Raw genomic sequence first — 21,736 nt, 5'->3', positions numbered from 1 at the left:
ACATGCTACAATTCTACAGAAATATCCGTTACCAACTAGCTGCTGAAAACAAAGCAGCGAAATACCTACGCCATGCAATTGGGGAAATTATTTTGGTGGTGATTGGGATTTTAATTGCGCTTCAAATTAATAATTGGAATGAAAAAAGAAAACTCAAAATTGAAGAACAACAAATCTTAAACAGTTTATTGGAAGACTTAAAAGCAGCCAAAAAACAATCGGAACAATCCATAACCAGTGAAAAGTTGGCGATAGACCAAATGGAAGCCGCCTTAGGAAACGAAAAAATCCGAGTCTCATTTTTTAACACAAAAAATCCCAATGCGCTTTACCATAACATTTTTTGGGGTTTTGAAATTGATATTCCAGTCATAAACGCTTATGAAGAAATTAAAACCTCAGGGAAAACAGACCTCATCAGTAACAAAACCATCCGAGGTCATTTTACCAATCTAGAACGCAGCATCAATAATCTCAACAACTTAATGGACGATCGCATAACAGTACATCAGTTACGAATAGATGAAATTGTAGTAAATGACATAAATTTTTTACCACTTCTAAAATCGGAATTTCCTAAACTCTCCATTGAAACAGGAGCTCCCATTGATTTTCCGTCTATCATGAAGCAACCAAGAATAAGGAATTTGATAGGCATAAAACTGGAGCTTAGTGCCAGTGTTTACGAATACAGAAAACAATTGTCCAATGAAATCCAACTTCTAATAGAGCTCCTTGAGCAAGAAATTGACAAACCATGATTAAATTTTTCCGAAACATCCGTAAAGCCCTTATCAATGAAGGTAAGACTACTAAATACCTCAAATACGCCATTGGAGAAATTGTCTTGGTAGTGATTGGAATATTGATTGCCCTTCAAATCAATAATTGGAACGAGGAACGCAAAGACCGAAAAATAGAAAAAGAAATGCTCCTAAGTTTTGCTTCAGATTTGGAAGGCGATTGCCTACACGTAACAAATTTAATCCATGACTATGAAAACGACCTAATATACCAGGACTCTATCCTAAAGGTGCTTTTTGAATCTAAAACTACATCACCTGAAAAATTCTTAATATGGAATTATCAAATATTTGTTTTGCAAAATTATTTTGAACCTACCACAGGCACCTATGATGAAAGCGAATCCAGCGGCAGATTACAGCTCATTACCAATAAAACAATCAAAGAACGGCTCAACAGCTACTATACTTATGTAAAATCAGATAACACTGCAAACAGAACCAATAAAGAAATGACCTTCGATCGTTCCCACCCCTATTTTTTCAGCTTATTTGGAGCCTCAAAGGAACTATACAAAACCAGGCAAAGGGACTATGACCTTCCTAGCATTGATATTAAAACATTTAAACAGGACAACCAATATATTTCCAAACTCACCGAAAGACGAGTCAACCATTTTATTCAACTTAAAGAATATGAAAAATTGTTGGAATGGGAAATCGAGCTACTGGACTTAATCTCCAATGAAACAACCAACTAATTCTAGCTAATACTTCTATAAACCAAAAAAATGCATTAAAAACGCCTTTAAGTGTTGTATTCTAATACAACACTTCATGAGTCTATTGCTTTACAGTCCCATTAAACTGACTTATGTTGGAATTGATAGGATTCCCTGAACTCCTTCTAAAAGAAGCAATCTGCCCAGCATGCCAAATGGCATCGGCTATAGGGCCATTAATGGCATTCCAAAACGGAAATTCACGTTCTCCAAACACAATGTTATAATCAGACAAATCGTTACTTGCACGTAAAATATCAGCGGCTTGTTTGAGATTCAAAAGGGTTTGTTTACGCTTTTCTTCAAAACTAGAATTGGAAAAATCTCTTTTAGTGTTGGGTTGTTTTAAAGTTGCATCCAACACCACATAACTCAGGTTTAAAACATGGTCAATAGTCTCACCGGTAGAACGCACTTCAGAACCTGGAGTATAGGCCAAATCGGTTTCTTTTAAACCTTCCGTTGCCCAATAATATCTAAACCCTAGTCCATCTACCATTCTAGCGGCCACAGTGCCTGCCGTATAAATTTCGGAAGCCGCGGGTAATTCATAATAGGGCAATGTTGTATCCATATCCTTTTGTCCAAAAATAAGGGATGCCATCAATAGCATCCCTCCTGTTAGAATTATCTTCATGTATTAATCGTTTAATTCTGAAATATCCGAAATGGTTCCTGTTCCGTATTTGTCAAACAAATAAACCAAGGCCGTCATGGTGGCAGCACCCAATTCCAACTCACGCTTGTTCACGTGCTCAAAGGTATCGTTGGATGCATGGTGATGATCAAAATAACGCTGTGAATCTGGTCGTAATCCAGCCAATACAATATCACCATTCTTTAACGGACCAATATCTGCACCACTACCTCCTTTTTCAAAATAGTGAATTAAATACGGTTTGAACAAGGCTTGCCATTGCTGCACTTTATGTAACACGGCATCACTGCAATCAAATGAGAAACCTCTCGGTGTAAAACCTCCCGAATCACTTTCCAAGGCAAACACATGGTGTTCCCCTTTGGACTTGGCAACTTCAGCATATTTTTTTCCGCCGCGCATACCATTCTCTTCATTCATAAATAACACCACTCTAATGCTTCTTTTAGGTTGAATACCGCTCTCCTTCAACAAACGCAACACATCCATAGACTGTACCACGCCTGCTCCATCGTCATGCGAACCATCTCCCAAATCCCAAGAATCCAAATGACCACCTACAACCATATATTCATCTGGGAATTCACTTCCGGTGATTTCACCTATCACATTATAGGATTGTACATCTTTTAACTGCTTACAATGCTGGCTGAAATAAAACTTCAACTGACTATTCAATGCCAACATAGAGCTTAACAATTCCGCATCATTGGTACTGATAGCTGCTGATGGAATACGTTGGTCATTTGGCAAATCGCCGTAACTCATAGCTCCTGTATGAGGAAAATCATCCAAACGCAAATTCACCGAACGCACAATAACTCCCGAGGCACCATATTTTGCTGCTTCCTTGGCTCCCGAATAGCGCTGGTCTACACACCCGCCATAGGCTTCAAAAGTATTCACCAAATCGGCTTGCATAGGGCGATTGAAAAACACAATCTTTCCTTTGATGTTTTCACTTCCCAAAACTTTCAATTCATCGATGCTCTTTACCTCTACAACTTCAGCTTTCAAACCACCATTAGGCGTAGCCACCGAACCTCCCAAAGCACAAATATTCACATTGGTTGTTTTGCCTGGAGCGGTTTCCACATAGGCAAATTCCGGCGCTCCCCTCACCCATCTCGGCACCATTACAGGTTGCAACCAAACTTTATCCAAACCCAATTGCTCTAACTCCTCTTTGGTATATTCCACAGCCCGTTCTGCATTTAGGGAACCTGACAAGCGCCCACCAATTTGATTGGACAAATGATCAAGCCAATCATAACTTTTTCCGTTGGTTAAAGAAGTGGTATAAATAGTTTTGATGACCTCTGCATCGGTTTGGGCTTGTATTTGAAAAGATAACAAAACAAGCATTAAGGCAATAATGTGCTTCATAGAAAATAATTTTGGGCTCTAAAGATAATTGTTCTTATTGGGCATCTTCTAAAAGAAACCTTAAAATTAACAGTACCCCTAAGGTGATTACTCATTCTCTAACTGCTGTTTGTACAATTCCAGATGAGCTTTAATTTCATCATCCAATTCTGGTTCCTTGATATCATCATACGATTGCAAGGTATCCAACAAAACTCTTGCGACAATATATCTGGCCGTTGCCTTATCATCGGAAGGGATGACATACCACGGCGCATGGGCTTTATTGGTTTTATTTATGGCATCCTCATAGCAATGTTGATAGGTGTCCCACAATTCTCGTTCCTTAAGATCGCCAGGCGAAAACTTCCAGTTCTTCTCTTTTTTTTCCAACCGGCGCAGCAGTCTATCTTTTTGTTCTCCTTTGGAAAGGTGTAGAAAAAATTTAAAAACAATGGTGCCATTCTCTACAATGTGCTTCTCAAAATTGTTGATTTCCTTAAACCTTTTGTCCCAAAACGCTTCATCAATATCCTCTAACGAGGTGACATTTGGCAGGTTTTCACCCAAAATATATTGTGGATGTACACGGGTAACCAAAACATTTTCATAATGGGTCCTATTGAAAATCCCGAATTTACCTCGGGCTGGCAGCCGAACATAATGACGCCATAAATAATCGTGTTTCAATTCCAGAGGCGTTGGTGTTTTAAAACTATGCACCACAATTCCACGAGTATTAAAATCCTTGAATACTTCCCTAATCATACTATCCTTTCCTGCGGTATCCATCCCTTGAATACACACCAAAACCGCATATTTGCCATGGGCATACATGGTATCCTGCAGTTTTCCCAAAGTAACCCGTACCTCTTCCAGCTCCTTTTCGATCTTTTCTTCGGAAGCCTTCAAATCGTAAGTGGTTTTAAGATCTTCCAAAACTATAGGTTCTGAGGCTTTAAAATGGTCAATTTTTATCTTTTTCATCAACTTGATATTTATGGTCTTAGTTCTATTTAAATATAGGAAAATTATGATTTCACTAAAAAAATCATACGCTTTACCGATTTTTTGCTACTTTTATCGAGCCTACTTAATTTATTAAACCCAAATCACTATGAAAAAAATCTACATTTTCTCATTAGTATTATTAACCAGTGCCATAACATTTGGCCAATCATTATGCTCGGACGCACAACCAGATGCCGTATATGCCTACTCCCATGTGAAGACGGCCTATGACTCTAACAATTTAACCCACCTAAAGCAATATTCCAAACGTTCTTTGGAAGCTTTTAAACGGGTAAAAACCACCTTAGAAAATTGTGGGGGATGCAAAACTGCTTATAACAAAGCTTATGATGGCGCCGAATTGTTAGCAAAAGTATCCTCGGCAGAGACCTTTGAGGACGGAAGATACTATGTAAAAAAAGCCAAGGAAATTGCTCAAGAAACCATTACCGAATTGGACATGTGTACAAAAAACACTGGCACGACAGACAACCAAGACCTTGCCGATTTGGAAAGTGCTCAATTTGAATTGGAGCAACAACAATTGGAATTGCAGCGCAAGCAAGAAGAAATCAAACAAAGACTTGTGGAGCAGCAACAAAAGGAAATAGCTATTAAAAAGGAATTGTTGATTAGCGAAGCTGGAACTTCTATTACTGACAATATTAAATCCTACAACAAAGTGCTATCCTCTTGCGGATGCCAATCGGACAACATTCGCTTTGAAGAAAACAAAACCGAGTTAATGGACAAGTCCTTAGAAGAAATTAGGTCATTCTACATTAATACGATGGCTGCTATTACCAACACGTACCTAGAACGCTTAAATTCTTGTAAAATGTAATTGCAAGAGTATCTTATAAAAAAGAGCAGCTACCAAAAGTAGCTGCTCTTTTTTTATCTAAACAGTTATAATTTCTATTTCGAAGCAAAGAGCTTTACATCATCCTCACTCACTTCCTTACCTCCCAAAATGATCAAGCGTTCCACAATATTTCTAATGTTCCCGAATTTTTTCAATATAATCAAATTTTAACATTTATGTTTTTGATTTTTTTTAAAGAAAAAACTTACTATTATATGAATTTTATTTAATATAGATTTTAAAAACGCTTTACTAGCAAACTTTATATATGCCTACTGATGTCTACCCTTTAGAACGCAACATAGGTGAATTTGGAGGTTATAGATTACCATTAGTTCCTACACAACAATAAATCAATATTTAAGATATGAAAAAACTCCTTACAATACTTATCCTAGCATTAAACATTTGTTTTGCATTAGGACAGCAACTCCAATCGAAAGAAATACAATATGGGAATTGTAAGGAGTTTATTTTCAACAAAAAGAAAAAAGATAGTAGTATCTATAATATTAATGCTTCTCAGCTAAAAAAGCTTATAAAATGTAAAGAAAAAAAACACACATTATTATTCATCGTTAATCACAGATGCAATGGAATTCTAGATAAAATGAAAGATATTGTTACCATGCTAAACCATGGCGATATGGATATTATGTTTATTAGCATAGATGACGACAATTCAAAGAAACTATATGATTTTCGCCAATTCTTTTTAAGAATACATTATGCTTTTCCTGTTTTTGTAATAAGCGAAAGTTATTCAAAAAACAATGCGAAAAAACTAAAATTATTTCTCAATGACCTAAATAATAAAGGGGAATATAAAAATGTAGGAAGTGGATCAATAATTCTTTTAGATAAAAACGCAGATTTAATTTATTACTCAAATCATAATACTGAATATCCAATAGAAGAACTTAAGCAATTCATTTATTAAAGTACTTCTATCAATTATTTCCTTCTATCATTTCGCAGCAAAAAGCTTTACATCATCCTCACTCACTTCCTTACCGCCCAAAATAATCAAGCGTTCTACGACGTTGCGTAGTTCACGGATGTTTCCTGTCCAATCATAATGCTGCAATAATTTTACTGCTTTATCTGAAAACGACTTTACACCTGTACCTTGTTCCGTAGCAATTTTTTTAGCGAAAAAGTCAATCAATAAAGGAATATCGTCACGCCTGTCATTTAAAGAAGGTACTTTAATTAGAATTACCGCCAAACGGTGGTACAGATCCTCACGGAATCTGCCTTCATCTATTTCCTTCTTTAAATCCTTATTGGTAGCAGCTACCACACGCACATCTACCTTGATATCCTTATCACTACCAACACGTTGTATTTTATTCTCCTGAAGTGCCCTTAATACTTTCGCCTGTGCCGACAAACTCATATCCCCAATTTCATCCAAGAAAATAGTTCCGGCATTGGCAGCTTCAAACTTACCAGCCCTGTCTTTTACGGCACTGGTAAAGGCTCCTTTAATATGCCCGAACAATTCACTTTCTATCAACTCCGAAGGAATTGCGGCACAATTCACTTCAATTAAGGGACCTTTGGAGCGCTCACTCTTTTCATGTAACCAATGCGCCACCAATTCCTTCCCGGTACCATTGGGACCTGTAATTAGTACACGGGCATCTGTAGGCGCTACCTTTTCAATCATTTCTTTGATCTGCTCAATAGCCCCACTTTCTCCTACCATTTGGTAACTCTTACTGACTTTCTTTTTCAGCATTTTATTCTGCACTACCAACTCCTTTCTGTCCAAGGCAATCCTAACCGTATTGAGCAAACGGTTCAAGTCTGGCGGCTTGGAAATATAATCGAAAGCGCCAAGACGCATGGTATTGACTGCCGTATCCAAATCGCCGTGCCCCGAAATCATCACCATCGGAATTTCTGGTTTCAATTTCTTAACCGCTTCCAGTACTTCTACACCATCCATCTTTGGCATTTTGATATCACAAAGGATCAAATCATAATCCTCCTGTTTTACCTTTTCAACACCCGCCAAGCCATCTTCGGCTTCTTCCACAACATAGGTGTCATTTTCCTCGGAAAGGATTTTCACCAAAACTCTTCTAATGGCGGCTTCGTCTTCAATGACTAGTATTTTCGGCATAGTATTTAAGTTCTATTTTTGAGGTTCTATAATATGAATATCACGTTGTGGGAACGGAATGGCAACATTGTGTTCTCTAAACAAACGGTCTATTTCAAATCGGATATCACTTTTTGGAAAAGCAGCCTTAAAACTATCGTTAAGGGTAAAAATCAATTTAAAGTCCAACGAACTATCTCCAAAATTGATAAACTGTACCGATGGCTCAGGGTCCGGCAACACACTGGGATGCGAGCTGGCAGCTTCCAACAACAACCTTTTCACCAATTGCACATCGCTTCCATAGGCCACACCAACCTGCACACTTTCCCTTGTAGTCGTGCCGTTTTGCGTCCAGTTATACAGACTGTTGGTTAAATATAAATGATTAGGAATCACCAACACCTTATTATCTACCGTTACAGCACGGGTAGTCCTTAATTTAATTTCTTCTACACGCCCCACTTTGCCTTCAATTTCAATAATATCATTAACGGACACGGTTTGGTCCACCAAAATAAAGATTCCAGAGATGATATCCTGGAACAAGGTCTGCAAGGCCAAACCAACACCAATCAACAAAGCTGCAGAAGCTGCAAAAATAGCCGTGACATTCACCCCCACCGAATCAAACACCACAAGGAGTACAATGACATAAATAAGCCATCTGGAGAATGAAAATACGGTATCAAATTTCACCCTATTTTCTTCGGGCATGCGTTTGGATACTAATTTTTTTAAAAATGTCAACACCACCGAAGTAATCCCATAGATGATAAACACCAACAGGATCAATCCTATGGTGATTTTTATACTATTGTCTTCATTGGCATAAATAACCTTTCCCAAAAACCCGGTGATGGTATCCCAAACACTGCTTTCTGTGACGATGGTTTCAATTTTACCTATAGGATCTTGCATACCTTAGTATTTTAACCATTTATACAACTCTTTATAACTTGGCTTCTTGCCGTACATCAAGATACCTACACGATAAATTTTGGCAGCGAACCAAACTGTAAACACAAAGGTACCTATCAATAAAGCTAAAGATAACAATTGCTGCCAAATTGGAACACCGAAAGGAATTCTCATGAGCATTACCACGGGTGAGGTAAAAGGTATGAATGAAAACACCGTAGATACTGTACCATGTGGATCTTCTATTACTGTAAACACCCCTACATACACTGCCAAAATAAGGGGCATCAAAATAGGCATCATGAATTGCTGGGTATCGGTTTCGTTATCAACAGCGGCTCCAATAGCGGCATATAGAGAGCTATATAACAAATAGCCTCCCACAAAAAAGAACATAAAGGCTACTATTAGATTGGCAATTGGTAGATTTTGAAATGCCATTAGTCCCAACCTCAGCTTCGATTCAAACTCTGGGGATTGCACAGCTTGTTGCATTAGTTCTTGCTGTGGGGTATGCATGTCCATTAAACTAATTCCGAAAATAGCAGAAACAATACTCATTAGTACACCTCCTAGAATAATCCAAACAATAAACTGAGTGATTCCTGCCAGAGAAGTTCCTATAATTTTCCCCATCATCAATTGGATAGGTTTTACCGATGAAATAATGACTTCTATAATTCTACTAGTCTTTTCTTCTATAACGCTGCGCATGATCATATTCCCGTAAATAATGATGAACATAAACAGCAAATATCCCGCCATACCTCCAAAGGCCAATTTTAGAACATTGTCGATCTTGGAGGTCGTTTCTCCGGAAAATGTTTCTTGCGCTATGTCGATACTAATTCTTGAAGAATTAATCATATCAAGATCAACGCCGTTACTCTCCAATTCTAAATCGGTCATTTTTTTCTCCAACCTTCTTTCCAGACTAGACATAACTGTTAAAGAAGGGGATTCCTCTGAATAAAAAGTGATGCCCTTGGATGCTGAAATAGAATCTACCTGCTTAGGTATAAAAAGTAATCCATAATCCTCCTGCGCCTTGACCAAAACCTTAGCTTCTTCCAGGGATGTGTTATTGGTTAAATAGTTGTAGGTAGTATTATCGGTACTTTGAAAAACGTCTTCCAACATACCCGTTTCATCCAATACAGAAATACTGCGCTTTTTATTATTGTTCAGCTGTGTTAAATAAGCTACAACCGCAATAAGTGCAATCATAATCAACGGACTCAAGATAGTCATGATGATGAACGATTTATTCTTGACTTTGGTCAAGTATTCGCGCTTAATGATAAGTGGTAAATGGTTCATGCTTAATTATTTTTCACGGTTTCAATAAAAATATCACTGGCACTCGGAATCACTTCCACAAAATGGTGCACTTCTGCCTTAGAAGTCAAAAAGGTCAACAAATCATTGGAAGTTGCACTACCATTAAGCTTGATGTTCAACTTTAAATCGTCGTTCAAGTTTTTGAAGGTTGCCGGCAATACTTCAAATTTATCCTGAATAGCCCTTGTCACGCCTTCAACATCTTGTGTCTGCAACCCAACCTCAAAGGTGTTTGTTTTGAACTGTCGTTGGATATCAGTCAACTTTCCGTCCAAAATTTTATTGGATTTATTGATCAAGGCAATATGGTCACACAATTCCTCGACAGATTCCATGCGGTGGGTAGAAAAAATAACCGTAGCTCCTTCATCCCGTAATTGAAGGATCTCATCTTTGATCAAATTAGCATTAATAGGATCGAAACCTGAAAATGGCTCATCAAAAATCAACAATTTGGGACGGTGCAATACCGTCACTACAAATTGAATTTTTTGGGCCTGCCCTTTACTTAGCTCCTGGATCTTTTTATTCCACCAATCGCCTATTTCCAATTTATCGAACCAATATTTCAAGCGCTGTTTGGCTTCGGATTTACTCAATCCTTTTAATTGCGCCAAATAAAGTGCCTGCTCGCCCACCTTCATCGATTTGTAGAGCCCACGCTCTTCCGGAAGATACCCAATATCCTTGATGTGCTCTTCATGGAGCGCCTTGCCATCTAGCATGACATGGCCAGTATCTGGCATGGTAATCTGATTGATGATTCGGATTAAAGTGGTCTTTCCGGCACCGTTAGGCCCCAAAAGTCCAAAAATACTCCCCTTAGGAACGGCAATTGAAACGTCATTTAGCGCTTTAAAGTCTCCAAACTTTTTGGAAACAGCCTCAGCCACTAATAAATTGTCCATAGAATAATTTTCTGCTAAATAAGTTGTTTGTGGCGTAAAAATATTAAATATATACCAAGAACATTACTTAAGAACAAAAAAGTACTCGATCTATTTTTTAAAAAACATGCTTGGGAGCTTCCGTTAGAAATTGTTCGAGGAAGGGATCTTTATACTTTTTATTGAGTTATAAAGTGAAAGTAGGTTACAGCTCAAAATTTAGGGAATCGTATAAAAAACAAAACCCACCCTTAAAGGCTTAAGGATGGGAAAAAATTGCTATGAAAAAGAAAAATTACCACTAATATTCAATTAGTGACAATCAAATATAGTGTTTTTTATTAAATTAACAGATTATTAAGAAAACATATCTTTTACTTTTTCAAAAAAAGATTTGTCACTACTTTCTGGTTTTGGTGAAAAATGGTCGTCATTTCTCATCTTTTCGAAAAATTCACGTTGTTGCTTGTTCAGTGTTTTAGGTGTCCAAACATTTACATGTACCAATAAATCACCGGTACCATATCCGTTAATACTTGGAATACCTTTACCCCTCAAACGTAAAATTTTACCAGACTGTACTCCTGCTTCTACCTTGATTCTTACTTTACCTGTTACGGTATCTATTTCGGTAGTGTTTCCTAAAACTGCATCTGGCATACTTACATAAAGGTCATAATGCAAATTATCTCCTTCACGTTTTAGGGTTGGATGATCCTCTTCCTGAATTGCAACCAATAAATCTCCGGCAATACCATTTCCAGGTGCATCATTACCCTTTCCGGTAACTTTAAGCTGCATTCCGTCCACTACACCTGCTGGAATTTTCACAGACACTGTTTCCTCTACAACCTTCATACCTTGTGCATCGGCATCTGCAGGCTTTTGGTCAATACTCTGCCCTGCACCACCACAAGCGGTACAAGGTGACGCTGTTTGCATACGTCCCAAAATAGTATTGGTCACTCTAGTTACCTGACCAGTACCGTTACAGGTACTACAGGTTTTATATGTAGTTCCAGGTGCTTGTACTTTACGCTTGACCTTGATTTTCTTTTCAACACCATTGGCAACTTCTTCCAAGGTTAACTTAACCCTGATACGTAGGTTGCTTCCCTTAACACGTCTTTGGCCTCCACCAAATCCGCCGCCAAATCCAGAGAAACCACCGCCGCCAAAAGCACCGCCAAAAATATCACCAAACTGACTGAAGATGTCATCCATATTCATGCCACCTCCGCCAAATCCGCCACTGCCATCAAAGGCTTGGTGACCATATTGATCGTAACGTGCACGTTTGTCTGGATTGCTCAATACTTCATACGCTTCTGCCGCTTCCTTAAACTTAGCCTCCGCTTCGTGATCCCCAGGGTTTTTATCAGGGTGATACTTTAGTGCTAGTTTACGGTACGATTTTTTAATTTCTGCAGCAGTAGCTGTCCTCTCTACTTGTAAAATCTCGTAATAATCAGTCTTTGCCATGTATTCAGTTTATTGTCCTATTACTACTTTTGGGAAACGGATAATTTTATCTCCCAACTTATATCCTTTCTCGATCACATCGATAATTTTCCCTTTTAAATCTTCACTTGGCGCCGGAATTTGCGTTACTGCCTCATGATCATCGGCATTAAAAGCATCTCCTGCCGTAACCTCAATCTCGCTCAAGCCCTTTTGCTGCAAAGTCGATTTCAATTTCTGCCTGATCAACTCCACACCTTTCAACAAGTCTTCTGCATCACTTTTGGAAATTTCGGCATACGCTCTGTCAAAATCGTCCAATACAGGCAACATTGATTTCATAACGTCCTCACTGGCCGTTTTAAACAATTCCACACGTTCCTTAGAGGTTCGCCTTTTGTAATTTTCAAACTCTGCAAACAAGCGCATAAACTTGTCCTTTTCCTTTGCCAAGTCCTCGTTTAGTTTGTCTTCAATAGACACTTCTGTTTCGGGAGTTTCCTCAACCTGTGTCTCTTCTGCCACAGGCTGCTCTACCTGTTGGTCTTCTATGTTTTGTTCGTTTTGTTCCTTTTTACTCATGCTAAACCTATTTTTAACTTCAATACAGTTGGCAAAAGTACTGCCATTATTATTAAAATGTCAAAATGTCACCAAATAATTTTATCCCCAAATGCTATCTTCTGGAACATTTTTTATTTTTGTTGTTTAACAATTCATTAAAAACACTAATTACCATGAAAAAAAGAATTTTTAACGTATTTACAGTTTTAGCTTTAACTGCTATGGTTGTGAGCTGCCAAGATAAGGGCAAAGAAGCTAAAACCACCGAGGCAGAACCAGTTGCTGAAAGTACTACGACTACTGAAAAATTTGTCATCGATTCTACAGAATCTACTATTTACTGGAAAGGATTCAAACCTACCGGTTCTCACCACGGAACAGTAAAATTGGAAAAAGGTGTCTTTAAAGCCAATGGAACCGAAATGATAAGTGGTTCATTTTTGATTGACATGAGATCTCTTGTGGATATGGATATGGAACCTGGTGACATGAAGGACAAGCTAGAAGCGCACTTAAAAGGAACTGTTGAAGGTAAAGAAGGAGACTTTTTTAACGTAACCAAGTTCCCTACAGCGGCTTTTGAAATTACAGGATCGCAACCAACTACTGAAAACAAAAGTCTTATATCTGGAAACCTTACTATAAAAGGTATCAAACAAAACATTACGTTCCCAATTTCGGTAACTAATGACGGTGACACGATCTCTATAGTAAGTGATACTTTTACTATTGACAGAACTAAATGGGAAATAAACTTCCGCTCTAAGTCAATTTTTGACGATTTAGGAGACAATTTTATCAACGATGATATCCAATTGAAGTTTGTATTGAAAGCTACAAAGGCATAATTCTAGTTTTTCAAGCCAAAAAGAAAAGGCCGTTCGCAATGAACGGCCTTTTCTTTATATATAATGTATGGTATTTAATTTAACAGGTATTGAAACTGTAGTACCGCCATCCATTTATTATCAGACTTAAAAGTGCGCCCATCCACTTCGGAAAAGATAGGTCGGTTTTGACCATCTATAGTAAACTTCATACGTTGCCCGTTAACAAACCAATTAATTCCAAACCGATAACAAAAAACATGCTCATCCAAAGCTTCATACTGCCCCCATTGACCGGCGGTATACACCTGCAAATTATCCCAAAACCTTTTACTGTCCTTTTCTCCTAATAAAAGACCTGTTTGATAATAAATTGCAGAACCCGTCCCAATGGCAGGGAAAGCATTCCCTTTTCCGTTGATTTCCTGTACATCGCCAATACTTCCAAAAGCAGGATTATTGACACCTAACATTCGTAGGTAATTAGGTCCCATATCATAATCATAATAGGCAACATACCCCGTTAAGGCTTTTGCAAAGGACAAATGGAGGGGCTGTTCATAAAACAAATCCGCCGACCATAAATTTAAATCGTGATATTGCAAATCTCCATTCTCAAGAGAAGCCATAGCCTTTTCTTGGAATTTAGCGCCTGCTCCTAAAGCAAAAATCCGTTTCTCCCCTAGATAGGTCCCCTTGAAATTAGGCCCGAGCACAGACTCCTTATCCCAAAAATCATACTTTACATATCCCGTATACTGAAGTTGCAAATCGTCATAAAAGAAATCTGCCGTTCCTTCCTTCAATTTTGGCGCGGCGGCCCCTGTTTGGGTATAATCATAAGGAAAAATCAAACCTAACCTGTAATTCAACCCCTGTATATCCCCAAACACAAAAGCTCCTAGATTTCGTGTAATGTCATCCGTTCTGTTTAAAGTTGGCTGCGCCATTAAAGGTAAATCCAAAGGTACCATGGAAGTGGTCGATGGCGCCGTATACCTAGAGAGTCCATCCCAAGTAGACTTACCAACAGCCACGTGAAGTTGGTCAAAAATTTTAAAGGAACCGTATAAATCTAATATTTTTGGCAGAGGCCAGTCCTCACCCACATTATTATAGTTGTTTTGCCCAATAACTGCAAACAACTTAAAGCGATCACCAATCTTCCAAGTAGTTCCCATTCGATAGCGTCTTACAGCCATATCGATACTGTATGAACTCAGGTCGCCATTTTCAAGAGTGCTTCCAGGGTTCCACTGCGTGTAACGCAGCCAAGTTTGTGCCGAGGCGTTAAACTTCAATTGAATATTTGGTGACTCTGTCAAGGTCCATTCCAATGGTGTTTTTTCTTTTTGGGCAAAAAGCCAAAAGTTTGGCATAGCAAAAAACAAAATCACGGCTAACCTCAACTTATTTCTTTGGCAATATTTTAATATGGTCAATGAAAGAAATTTCATAAAAATATGCTTTTCTATTTTGAAGTGTTTACGAAATCGTTTGAAACAGCCTTTATCAAGCAAAACACTGTATATCACAACGAAAACACCGCGAAACTACCCCATAAATTACTTTTTTTTCATGATATTTCTCATAGTTTTTCACTAGATTAGAGAATAAATTTGATACATCAAAACCGAGTATCATGAAAACTATTTCAACAATTTTAGTCCCGTTCGATTTTTCCGAGGTTGCTCAAAATGCTCTGAAATATGCCACCCATTTTGTGGAAAATAACCCTCAGGCAAAAATCATCCTTGCACATGTTGTCGATAACGAGCAAACTGCCGAACTGGAAGCCAAGCTTAATGATATTGTACAGCTTTTCGGCAAAAATCTAAAACACCCCATAACCCCGATAGTAGTAAAAGGTAAAATGATCGATGCCCTTTTGGAAATTGAGCATACCACACCTATAGATTTGGTCATTATGGGTACTTGCCCAAAAGGAACCGATTGCAACCTACAGACCAAAACCTCCGAATTTGTGTTGGTGTCTAAAAGTCCTGTAATTGTGATTCCTGATGGCTATACCAAGATTTCTCCTAAAAAGATATCACTTATTATTGACCAAGAGGAAATCCACAACAAAAAATTATTGGAAGTGCTCTTGGATGTGGCTAGACGCTTTAACGCGATGGTAGATGTATTGACCATTGTTAATAAGGAAGAAAAGAACTTTGGTTATTCTGAAAACAATGAGAACAATGAGAATGCCATTATCTATTATCTAGAGAAATTTTACTCGCACCATGCCTTTATAGAGGACGACAATATTGTGGACGGTATCTTTTCTTATGTAGATCACAACAACATTGACCTTATAGCAATTTTGCCAAAAAATCACGCAATAAAACCAATAGCATCAGAAGGAAAATTGACCAAAGCACTTACCCAGCAATCAAAAGTTCCTTTATTGGCTATTGAATTTTAATACCACTTTAAACCCGTTTTATTAATATGGTAACTCTAGGAATAATATTAGCAATAACCATCGCCCTCTTTATTTGGGGAAAATTTTCCCCAGACATCGTCGCCATGATTTCCATGCTAGCCCTATATCTCTCAGGAATTCTAGATTTAACCGAAACCTTAAGCGGGTTCAGCAACCCTACCGTAATTATGATTGCCGGCCTCTTTATTGTGGGTGAAGGGCTGGCAAGAACGGGTTGGACAGCCTTGGCAGGTCAAAAGTTTGTAAAACTAGCCGGAAAGAGCAAGTCGAAACTTTTGGTAATTGTAACACTGGGGTCTGGGTTATTATCAGGATTTGTTAGTAACACCGGGACCGTAGCCACCTTACTGCCAGTATCTATTTCGGCCGCTTGGACCGCTGGGATGCTGCCTTCAAAACTACTAATGCCCGTAGCCTTTGGATCGAATGCTGGGGGACTATTAACCTTAACAGGGACACCAACAAACATTATTGTTAGTGACCATTTGGTGTCCAACAATTTAAATGGGTTTTCATTTTTTGAATTCGGCCTGATTGGTGTCCCTTTGTTGCTCATTGCCATCCTTTACTTTAAGTTTTTCGGAATGAAACTTTTGCCAAATATCGATACCGATAATAGACCTATAGATCTGGATTCTGAAATGGGGAAATGGTTAGAAAACTTTAGTATTGGCGATAATATGTACCGATTACGTATCCGCTCCATGTCCCCAATGATTGATACCAAAATAAATGAATGGGATCTGCAGGCTAAGTACAACATCAACATTGTAAGACTGAGACGCAGACATGTTAACAGACTAAAAGGGCAACCTGCATTTGTGGAATTCCCGGAAGGAGACACTGAAATGAAATACCATGATATCATTACGATAAAAGGAGCCCCAAAGGATGTAGACAGATTTATTTTAGACTTTAAACTTGGACTTATACCTCAAGAATTCAAAAAGTCTGAACTCAAAAAAGAACTGATCAACCAAGAAGTTGGATTGGTAGAGGTGATTGTAACAAATTCCTCATTCTTCGTAGGTAGAACCATGCCTCTTGGACGCTATCTCAATCAACAGGGAATTCAGTTATTGGGAGTCTCAAGAAACGGGCAGCCTGTTAACGGTGTAAACATCACCATAAAAGCAGGAGATTCATTTATCATCCGTGGAAGCTGGGAGAAGATAGAACAATTAAAATCCATGTATGAAAACTTGGTGATAATTGGAAGCCCCGAGGCCATGGCAAAAAATGTAGACGTCCTTACTCCACGTTCCTACATTGCCTTGGGTGTAATGATTTTAATGATTGTTTTATTGGCTTTTAAAATCTTGCCTGGGGCCATTGCTGTTTTGATTTGTGCAGGAATTATGATGTTCACTGGTTGTGTACCGCTCCACAAAGCTTATAAAAACATTAGTTGGATTAGCGTGGTAATGATTGCAGGTATGATCCCTATGGGCATAGCCCTTCAAAAAACAGGAGCTGCCGAAGCTATCTCAAACCTACTAATTGAAACTTTGGGACAGTCTAACCCAATTATATTAATGACTGGAATATTTCTTATCACGACACTTTTCAGTCAAACAATCAACAACTCGGCAACAGCGGTACTCATGTCTCCTATAGCCTATATGGCTGCCGTTGGGATTGGCGTATCTCCTTACCCATTCCTTATGACGGTGGCAGCAAGTGCCTCTACCGCCTATATGACCCCCATGGGAACCACCACCAATGCCATGGTAATGGGAGCGGGTGGTTACAAATTCATGGATTACCTAAAAGTGGGAACCCCTCTTTTACTAATAACCTTAATAATATCAGTCATAATCATACCTCTGGTATGGCCTTTATAAAATTTAACAAACAAACAAAAATTAACCTAAAACGAAAAAGTCATGGAAGCAGTAGTAAATCAAGCTCAAGACCAAGATTTAAACCAATATGGTTTAAAAGATGTTACAGCCCACTGGAATTTATCTCCTGAGGAGCTCCAAAGAATCACTATTGAAAAAGGCATGGGGACGGAAACCGAAAACGGAACGCTTTGTGTAAACACCGGTAAGTTTACAGGACGATCGCCAAAAGACCGCTTTTTGGTTAAAGATAACTACACCAAAGATAAAGTATGGTGGGGAAGAATTAACAAACCTATTGCTCCTGAACAATTTGATGTTTTATATGACGAAGTAACCAATTATCTTTCTGGCAAAGACGTATATGTTCGTGATGGCTATGTGTGTGCGCACCCAGAATACCAAATGAACGTTAGAACCATTACAGAATTCCCTTGGTCTAACTACTTTGTTAAAAATATGTTCCTTCGTTTTGATGAAGCCGAACTTAAAAACTTTGAAGAAGAATGGTTGGTGGTATGTGCCCCTGGGTACTCTGCACCAAACCCTAAAGAAATGGGATTACTTGATGGTAACTTCTCTATTTTGAATTTTACCAAAAAAATCGCCTTAGTTGGGGGATCTGCCTATACAGGTGAAATGAAAAAAGGAATATTCTCTGCCCTAAACCTTATTTTACCAATTGAAAAGGATGTGTTACCAATGCACTGTTCTGCCAATGTTGGAGAAGATGGAGACACCGCCATATTCTTTGGACTTTCAGGAACAGGGAAAACTACCCTATCTGCCGATCCTGACAGAAAATTAATTGGAGATGATGAGCACGGATGGACCAAAGAAAATATCATTTTCAACTTTGAAGGCGGTTGCTACGCTAAAGTAATTGACCTTACCGAAGAAAAAGAACCAGACATTTTTAGAGCTATTCGTCCAGGTGCCTTATTAGAAAACATCGTCTTTAAACAAGGGACTAAAGAAGTAGATTTTGCAGATAGTTCTATTACTCAAAATACACGTGTAAGCTACCCAATAGATCATATTGACAACATCCAGCAACCATCATATGCAACCAACCCAAAAAACATCTTTTTCTTAACTTGTGATGCTTTTGGTGTGTTGCCTCCAGTTTCCAAATTAACGCCTGGTCAAGCGGCTTACCACTTCATCTCTGGGTATACTGCAAAAGTAGCAGGAACAGAAGCAGGAATCACTGAGCCAGTTCCATCTTTCTCAGCTTGTTTTGGAGAACCATTTATGCCATTGCACCCAGCTGTATATGCAGAAATGTTAAGCGATAAAATGCAAGAAGCAGGCGTAAATGTTTGGTTGATCAACACAGGTTGGAGCGGTGGCCCTTACGGGGTTGGTTCAAGAATAAAACTAAAATACACACGTGCCATGATTTCTGCGATCTTGAAAGGTGAGTTGGAAAATGTACCATTCAAATCGCACCCAATCTTCGGATTGTTCATGCCAGAATACTGCCCAGGTGTGCCAACCGAAATTTTGGATCCAATCAATACTTGGCTACAAAAAGGCGTGTATATCAGTAAATCCATTCAATTGGCGCATTCCTTCCATATTAACTTCGACAAGTTTGCCAACCAAGCTTCCGAAGAAATTGTACAAGGAGGACCACTAATTGATACTCATCACACTTTAGGTGATACTTTTTAAGTTTATTTGATTGTTTAACTTGAAAAAGGTTGTCTGTAATGGACAACCTTTTTTAATTTTATAGATAGTGAATTATAATAAATCCTTTAAAGCCATCTCTAGTTTGGGATATTCAAATGAAAACCCCATGGCTTCCACTTTTTTACTACATACCAATTGACTCTCATACAACAGTTGGTGCATGTCTCCCAAAACCAATTTCATAAAACTTTTAGGAATATTTGGCATGATTAAGGGCTTATGCAAATGTTTGGCAATGATATGAAGCATTTCCTTATTGGTTACAGGATTGGGTGCCACACCATTAAAGATCCCTGAGATTTCACTTGTAAGAACATACAAAAACAATCTGGCTAAATCCTTGACGTGAATCCAAGATTGCCATTGGCTACCATCGCCAAAGGTAGCCCCCATCCCATAACGAACAGGGTGCACCAATTTTGGCATGGCGCCTTCACTTTTATCCAAAACCAAACCAATTCTAATTTTGGATACCTCAATTCCCAATTCTGAAAAAGCATCGGCAGCGGTTTCCCATTGTTCTGTAACAGTTCCCAAAAACGAAGGAGACACCTCCTCCATACATTCTTCATAATATCGGGTAAGGGAATCAGGATAAATCCCAATGGCACTGGCACTAATAAGCTTCTTGACCGACATGTTATTTTTGGAAATACTCTCCCGCAAAAGATTTAAAGAGGATACCCTACTCTCCAAAATGGTCTTTTTATAACTTCGGGTCCAGCGTTTTGAAATTGGAGACCCTGCTAAATTTATAATACCATCGACACCATCAAAACAGGCCACATCAATTTCCCCATTCATAGGATTCCAGTAAAACCCTTTGTAATGAGGTTGGTTTTCGAGCTTGTGCGTGGAAGTTGTTAAATAGTGTACTACAATGTCCTTTTTAGGACATTGGGCAACAATTGCCTTCCCCACAAGTCCAGTAGCACCTGTAATTAAAATTCTCATGTAACCTTTTTTATAAAGTTAGGAAAAGCCAACGGCATTCCACCTTCTTTTAATTAAGGTTTAACAAAAATTTCTTACAAACAAATGATTTGTAACACATAGGGAAAGAGACGTCAAAAAATCTTAAGCAGGTTTATAAGCGCGTAACATTTCACGTTTACCTGGAGGTCCAGGTAGTTTATCTACCTTAAACCCAACCGCCAACATGGCACGACGTACACTTCCTTTGGCAGAATATGTCACCAAAACCCCATTTGGCCTTAAAGCCTCAAACATAATTTTAAAAATATCCTCAGTCCATAGTTCTGGCTGAACTCTGGCCCCAAAGGCATCAAAATAAATAAGATCAAAGGAATTAACCTCATCAATGTCCTTGAATTCCTTTTGTTGTTTATGAAGAGTAAACAAAGACGTTATTTCGTGATCTGCCTTCCAATCCACCTCATGCAAAGCTTCAAATTGAAGCGTTCGATCTTCTTTTAAAAGTTGTTCTGGATAATTTAATAATTGAAGTTCTTCGGGCTTTACAGGAAACGCTTCCACACCAACATAAGTGATAGAACAATTTAATTTCTCGGCTTCTAATAAGGTTAAAAACGCGTTCAAACCAGTTCCGAAGCCTATTTCCAAAATACTAAGCGGTTCCGATTGGTAACCTAAAAAATTTTCAATCTTATAATGAAGACCATGTTTGATAAACACATGCTGCGCCTCTTGAATGGCCCCATGCTTCGAATGGTACTGCTCGTCCCAATCTTCAATTTGGATGGTTTTGGAACCATCTCCAGTGGTAATGATTTTTCGTTTCACTGAATTACTTAATCAAAAGTTTTTGAATTCTAGGAATTGGTCCTGTACACCCCATATTGTGACAGGAAATGCAAAGATTCACGGTCGCATTGAAACGCGTTTTCAAGGATTCCGTTGAAGTAGAATCGAATAGACGTTGTTCAGCTTCAATAAAGGCTTTAGACATCGCTTCAAATGCTTCGGTACGGTCTTTAAAGTCCGAAAGTTCTGCGGTATGGATCTTTAAAATCTGTTCAGGGAATCTAGACGGTGTTTCCCCCGAAAGTATACCCTGCTTCAATTCCGCTTTATAATTGTACATCTCGTTCATGAGATTGGCCATTTCCGAAGGTACGTACATATCGTACTTGATAGGCACTTCTGTTTCTACTACCGCTTCTTTAGGCTGTTCTCCACAGCTGTACAAAACAGTTAGAAACAATAAAATTGCAAAACGCATCATG

The 21,736-nt window shown here is 38.5% G+C and carries 21 protein-coding genes; 8 read left to right on the top strand and 13 right to left on the bottom strand.

Annotated features, from left to right (window positions below):
- Positions 1–2: 2 nt before the first annotated feature.
- Positions 3–761: a DUF6090 family protein gene (locus ZA05_RS13315; RefSeq protein ID WP_053992183.1), complete on the top strand. Its 759-nt coding sequence runs from the start codon at positions 3–5 to the stop codon at positions 759–761.
- On the top strand, positions 758–1,504 hold the full coding sequence (locus tag ZA05_RS13310; RefSeq protein WP_053992182.1) for a DUF6090 family protein: 747 nt from the start codon (positions 758–760) through the stop codon (positions 1,502–1,504). Before ZA05_RS13315 ends, ZA05_RS13310 begins: the two co-directional genes overlap by 4 nt.
- An 82-nt stretch (positions 1,505–1,586) precedes the next feature.
- Here the strand turns inward: ZA05_RS13310 and ZA05_RS13305 are convergent, their stop codons facing one another.
- The 3 genes from ZA05_RS13305 to ZA05_RS13295 all read right to left on the bottom strand — a co-directional run bounded on the left by ZA05_RS13305 (position 1,587) and on the right by ZA05_RS13295 (position 4,535).
- Positions 1,587–2,162 (bottom strand): hypothetical protein, encoded by a 576-nt coding sequence (locus tag ZA05_RS13305; RefSeq protein ID WP_053992181.1) that lies wholly within the window; start codon positions 2,160–2,162, stop codon positions 1,587–1,589.
- Positions 2,163–2,165: 3 nt separating this feature from the next.
- On the bottom strand, positions 2,166–3,569 hold the full coding sequence (locus ZA05_RS13300; protein WP_053992180.1) for a M20/M25/M40 family metallo-hydrolase: 1,404 nt from the start codon (positions 3,567–3,569) through the stop codon (positions 2,166–2,168).
- An 87-nt stretch (positions 3,570–3,656) separates the two neighbouring features.
- Positions 3,657–4,535: a PPK2 family polyphosphate kinase gene (locus ZA05_RS13295; protein ID WP_053992179.1), complete on the bottom strand. Its 879-nt coding sequence runs from the start codon at positions 4,533–4,535 to the stop codon at positions 3,657–3,659.
- A 130-nt stretch (positions 4,536–4,665) separates the two neighbouring features.
- Between ZA05_RS13295 and ZA05_RS13290 the strand changes: the two genes are divergently transcribed.
- Both ZA05_RS13290 and ZA05_RS13285 read left to right on the top strand, forming a co-directional pair.
- Positions 4,666–5,403 carry a hypothetical protein gene (locus ZA05_RS13290; protein WP_053992178.1) on the top strand — a complete coding sequence of 246 codons (738 nt, stop codon included), beginning with the start codon at positions 4,666–4,668 and terminating at the stop codon, positions 5,401–5,403.
- Between the two features lie 388 nt (positions 5,404–5,791).
- On the top strand, positions 5,792–6,364 hold the full coding sequence (locus tag ZA05_RS13285) for a hypothetical protein (protein WP_053992177.1): 573 nt from the start codon (positions 5,792–5,794) through the stop codon (positions 6,362–6,364).
- A gap of 27 nt (positions 6,365–6,391) precedes the next feature.
- On the opposite strand, the gene ZA05_RS13280 is transcribed toward ZA05_RS13285, so the two are convergent.
- The 6 genes from ZA05_RS13280 to ZA05_RS13255 all read right to left on the bottom strand — a co-directional run bounded on the left by ZA05_RS13280 (position 6,392) and on the right by ZA05_RS13255 (position 12,726).
- Positions 6,392–7,555: a sigma-54 dependent transcriptional regulator gene (locus ZA05_RS13280; RefSeq protein ID WP_053992176.1), complete on the bottom strand. Its 1,164-nt coding sequence runs from the start codon at positions 7,553–7,555 to the stop codon at positions 6,392–6,394.
- A 12-nt stretch (positions 7,556–7,567) separates the two neighbouring features.
- Complete coding sequence (locus ZA05_RS13275; RefSeq protein WP_053992175.1) at positions 7,568–8,455, bottom strand: mechanosensitive ion channel family protein; 888 nt, start codon at positions 8,453–8,455, stop codon at positions 7,568–7,570.
- 3 nt (positions 8,456–8,458) lie between these two features.
- Positions 8,459–9,775 (bottom strand): ABC transporter permease, encoded by a 1,317-nt coding sequence (locus ZA05_RS13270; RefSeq protein ID WP_053992174.1) that lies wholly within the window; start codon positions 9,773–9,775, stop codon positions 8,459–8,461.
- Between the two features lie 2 nt (positions 9,776–9,777).
- Positions 9,778–10,704 carry an ABC transporter ATP-binding protein gene (locus ZA05_RS13265; RefSeq protein ID WP_053992173.1) on the bottom strand — a complete coding sequence of 309 codons (927 nt, stop codon included), beginning with the start codon at positions 10,702–10,704 and terminating at the stop codon, positions 9,778–9,780.
- Positions 10,705–11,040: 336 nt separating this feature from the next.
- Positions 11,041–12,165: a molecular chaperone DnaJ gene (dnaJ, locus tag ZA05_RS13260; RefSeq protein ID WP_053992172.1), complete on the bottom strand. Its 1,125-nt coding sequence runs from the start codon at positions 12,163–12,165 to the stop codon at positions 11,041–11,043.
- A 9-nt stretch (positions 12,166–12,174) separates the two neighbouring features.
- The gene (locus ZA05_RS13255; RefSeq protein ID WP_053992171.1) at positions 12,175–12,726 is read right to left on the bottom strand and encodes a nucleotide exchange factor GrpE; all 552 of its coding nucleotides are present in this window, start codon (positions 12,724–12,726) and stop codon (positions 12,175–12,177) included.
- A 155-nt stretch (positions 12,727–12,881) separates the two neighbouring features.
- On the opposite strand from ZA05_RS13255, the gene ZA05_RS13250 reads away from it, so the two are divergent.
- Positions 12,882–13,556 carry a YceI family protein gene (locus ZA05_RS13250; RefSeq protein WP_053992170.1) on the top strand — a complete coding sequence of 225 codons (675 nt, stop codon included), beginning with the start codon at positions 12,882–12,884 and terminating at the stop codon, positions 13,554–13,556.
- 74 nt (positions 13,557–13,630) lie between these two features.
- Here the strand turns inward: ZA05_RS13250 and ZA05_RS13245 are convergent, their stop codons facing one another.
- Positions 13,631–14,992, bottom strand: a complete 1,362-nt coding sequence (locus ZA05_RS13245) for a hypothetical protein (protein WP_053992169.1) — start codon at positions 14,990–14,992, stop codon at positions 13,631–13,633.
- A gap of 185 nt (positions 14,993–15,177) precedes the next feature.
- Between ZA05_RS13245 and ZA05_RS13240 the strand changes: the two genes are divergently transcribed.
- From ZA05_RS13240 to pckA, 3 genes are read left to right on the top strand one after another with little or no spacing between them, the layout of a single operon-like run.
- Positions 15,178–15,966, top strand: a complete 789-nt coding sequence (locus ZA05_RS13240; protein ID WP_053992168.1) for a universal stress protein — start codon at positions 15,178–15,180, stop codon at positions 15,964–15,966.
- A 26-nt stretch (positions 15,967–15,992) separates the two neighbouring features.
- Positions 15,993–17,831 (top strand): SLC13 family permease, encoded by a 1,839-nt coding sequence (locus tag ZA05_RS13235; RefSeq protein WP_053992167.1) that lies wholly within the window; start codon positions 15,993–15,995, stop codon positions 17,829–17,831.
- Positions 17,832–17,873: 42 nt separating this feature from the next.
- A complete protein-coding gene (pckA, locus tag ZA05_RS13230; protein ID WP_053992166.1) occupies positions 17,874–19,508 on the top strand; it encodes a phosphoenolpyruvate carboxykinase (ATP) in 1,635 nt (544 codons plus the stop codon).
- A gap of 72 nt (positions 19,509–19,580) precedes the next feature.
- Here pckA and ZA05_RS13225 read toward each other — a convergent pair whose 3' ends face one another.
- The 3 genes from ZA05_RS13225 to ZA05_RS13215 all read right to left on the bottom strand — a co-directional run bounded on the left by ZA05_RS13225 (position 19,581) and on the right by ZA05_RS13215 (position 21,735).
- The gene (locus ZA05_RS13225; RefSeq protein WP_053992165.1) at positions 19,581–20,483 is read right to left on the bottom strand and encodes a TIGR01777 family oxidoreductase; all 903 of its coding nucleotides are present in this window, start codon (positions 20,481–20,483) and stop codon (positions 19,581–19,583) included.
- A gap of 123 nt (positions 20,484–20,606) precedes the next feature.
- Positions 20,607–21,293, bottom strand: coding sequence for a tRNA (5-methylaminomethyl-2-thiouridine)(34)-methyltransferase MnmD (gene mnmD / locus ZA05_RS13220; protein ID WP_053992164.1), 687 nt, complete (start codon positions 21,291–21,293; stop codon positions 20,607–20,609).
- Between the two features lie 4 nt (positions 21,294–21,297).
- Complete coding sequence (locus ZA05_RS13215; protein ID WP_053992163.1) at positions 21,298–21,735, bottom strand: hypothetical protein; 438 nt, start codon at positions 21,733–21,735, stop codon at positions 21,298–21,300.
- Between the last annotated feature and the right edge of the window lies 1 nt (position 21,736).

Origin of the sequence: Mangrovimonas sp. TPBH4, assembly GCF_001280505.1 — a bacterium.
Classification (GTDB): Bacteria; Bacteroidota; Bacteroidia; order Flavobacteriales; family Flavobacteriaceae; genus Mangrovimonas_A.
This window is presented reverse-complemented; position numbering and strand designations above follow the sequence as displayed.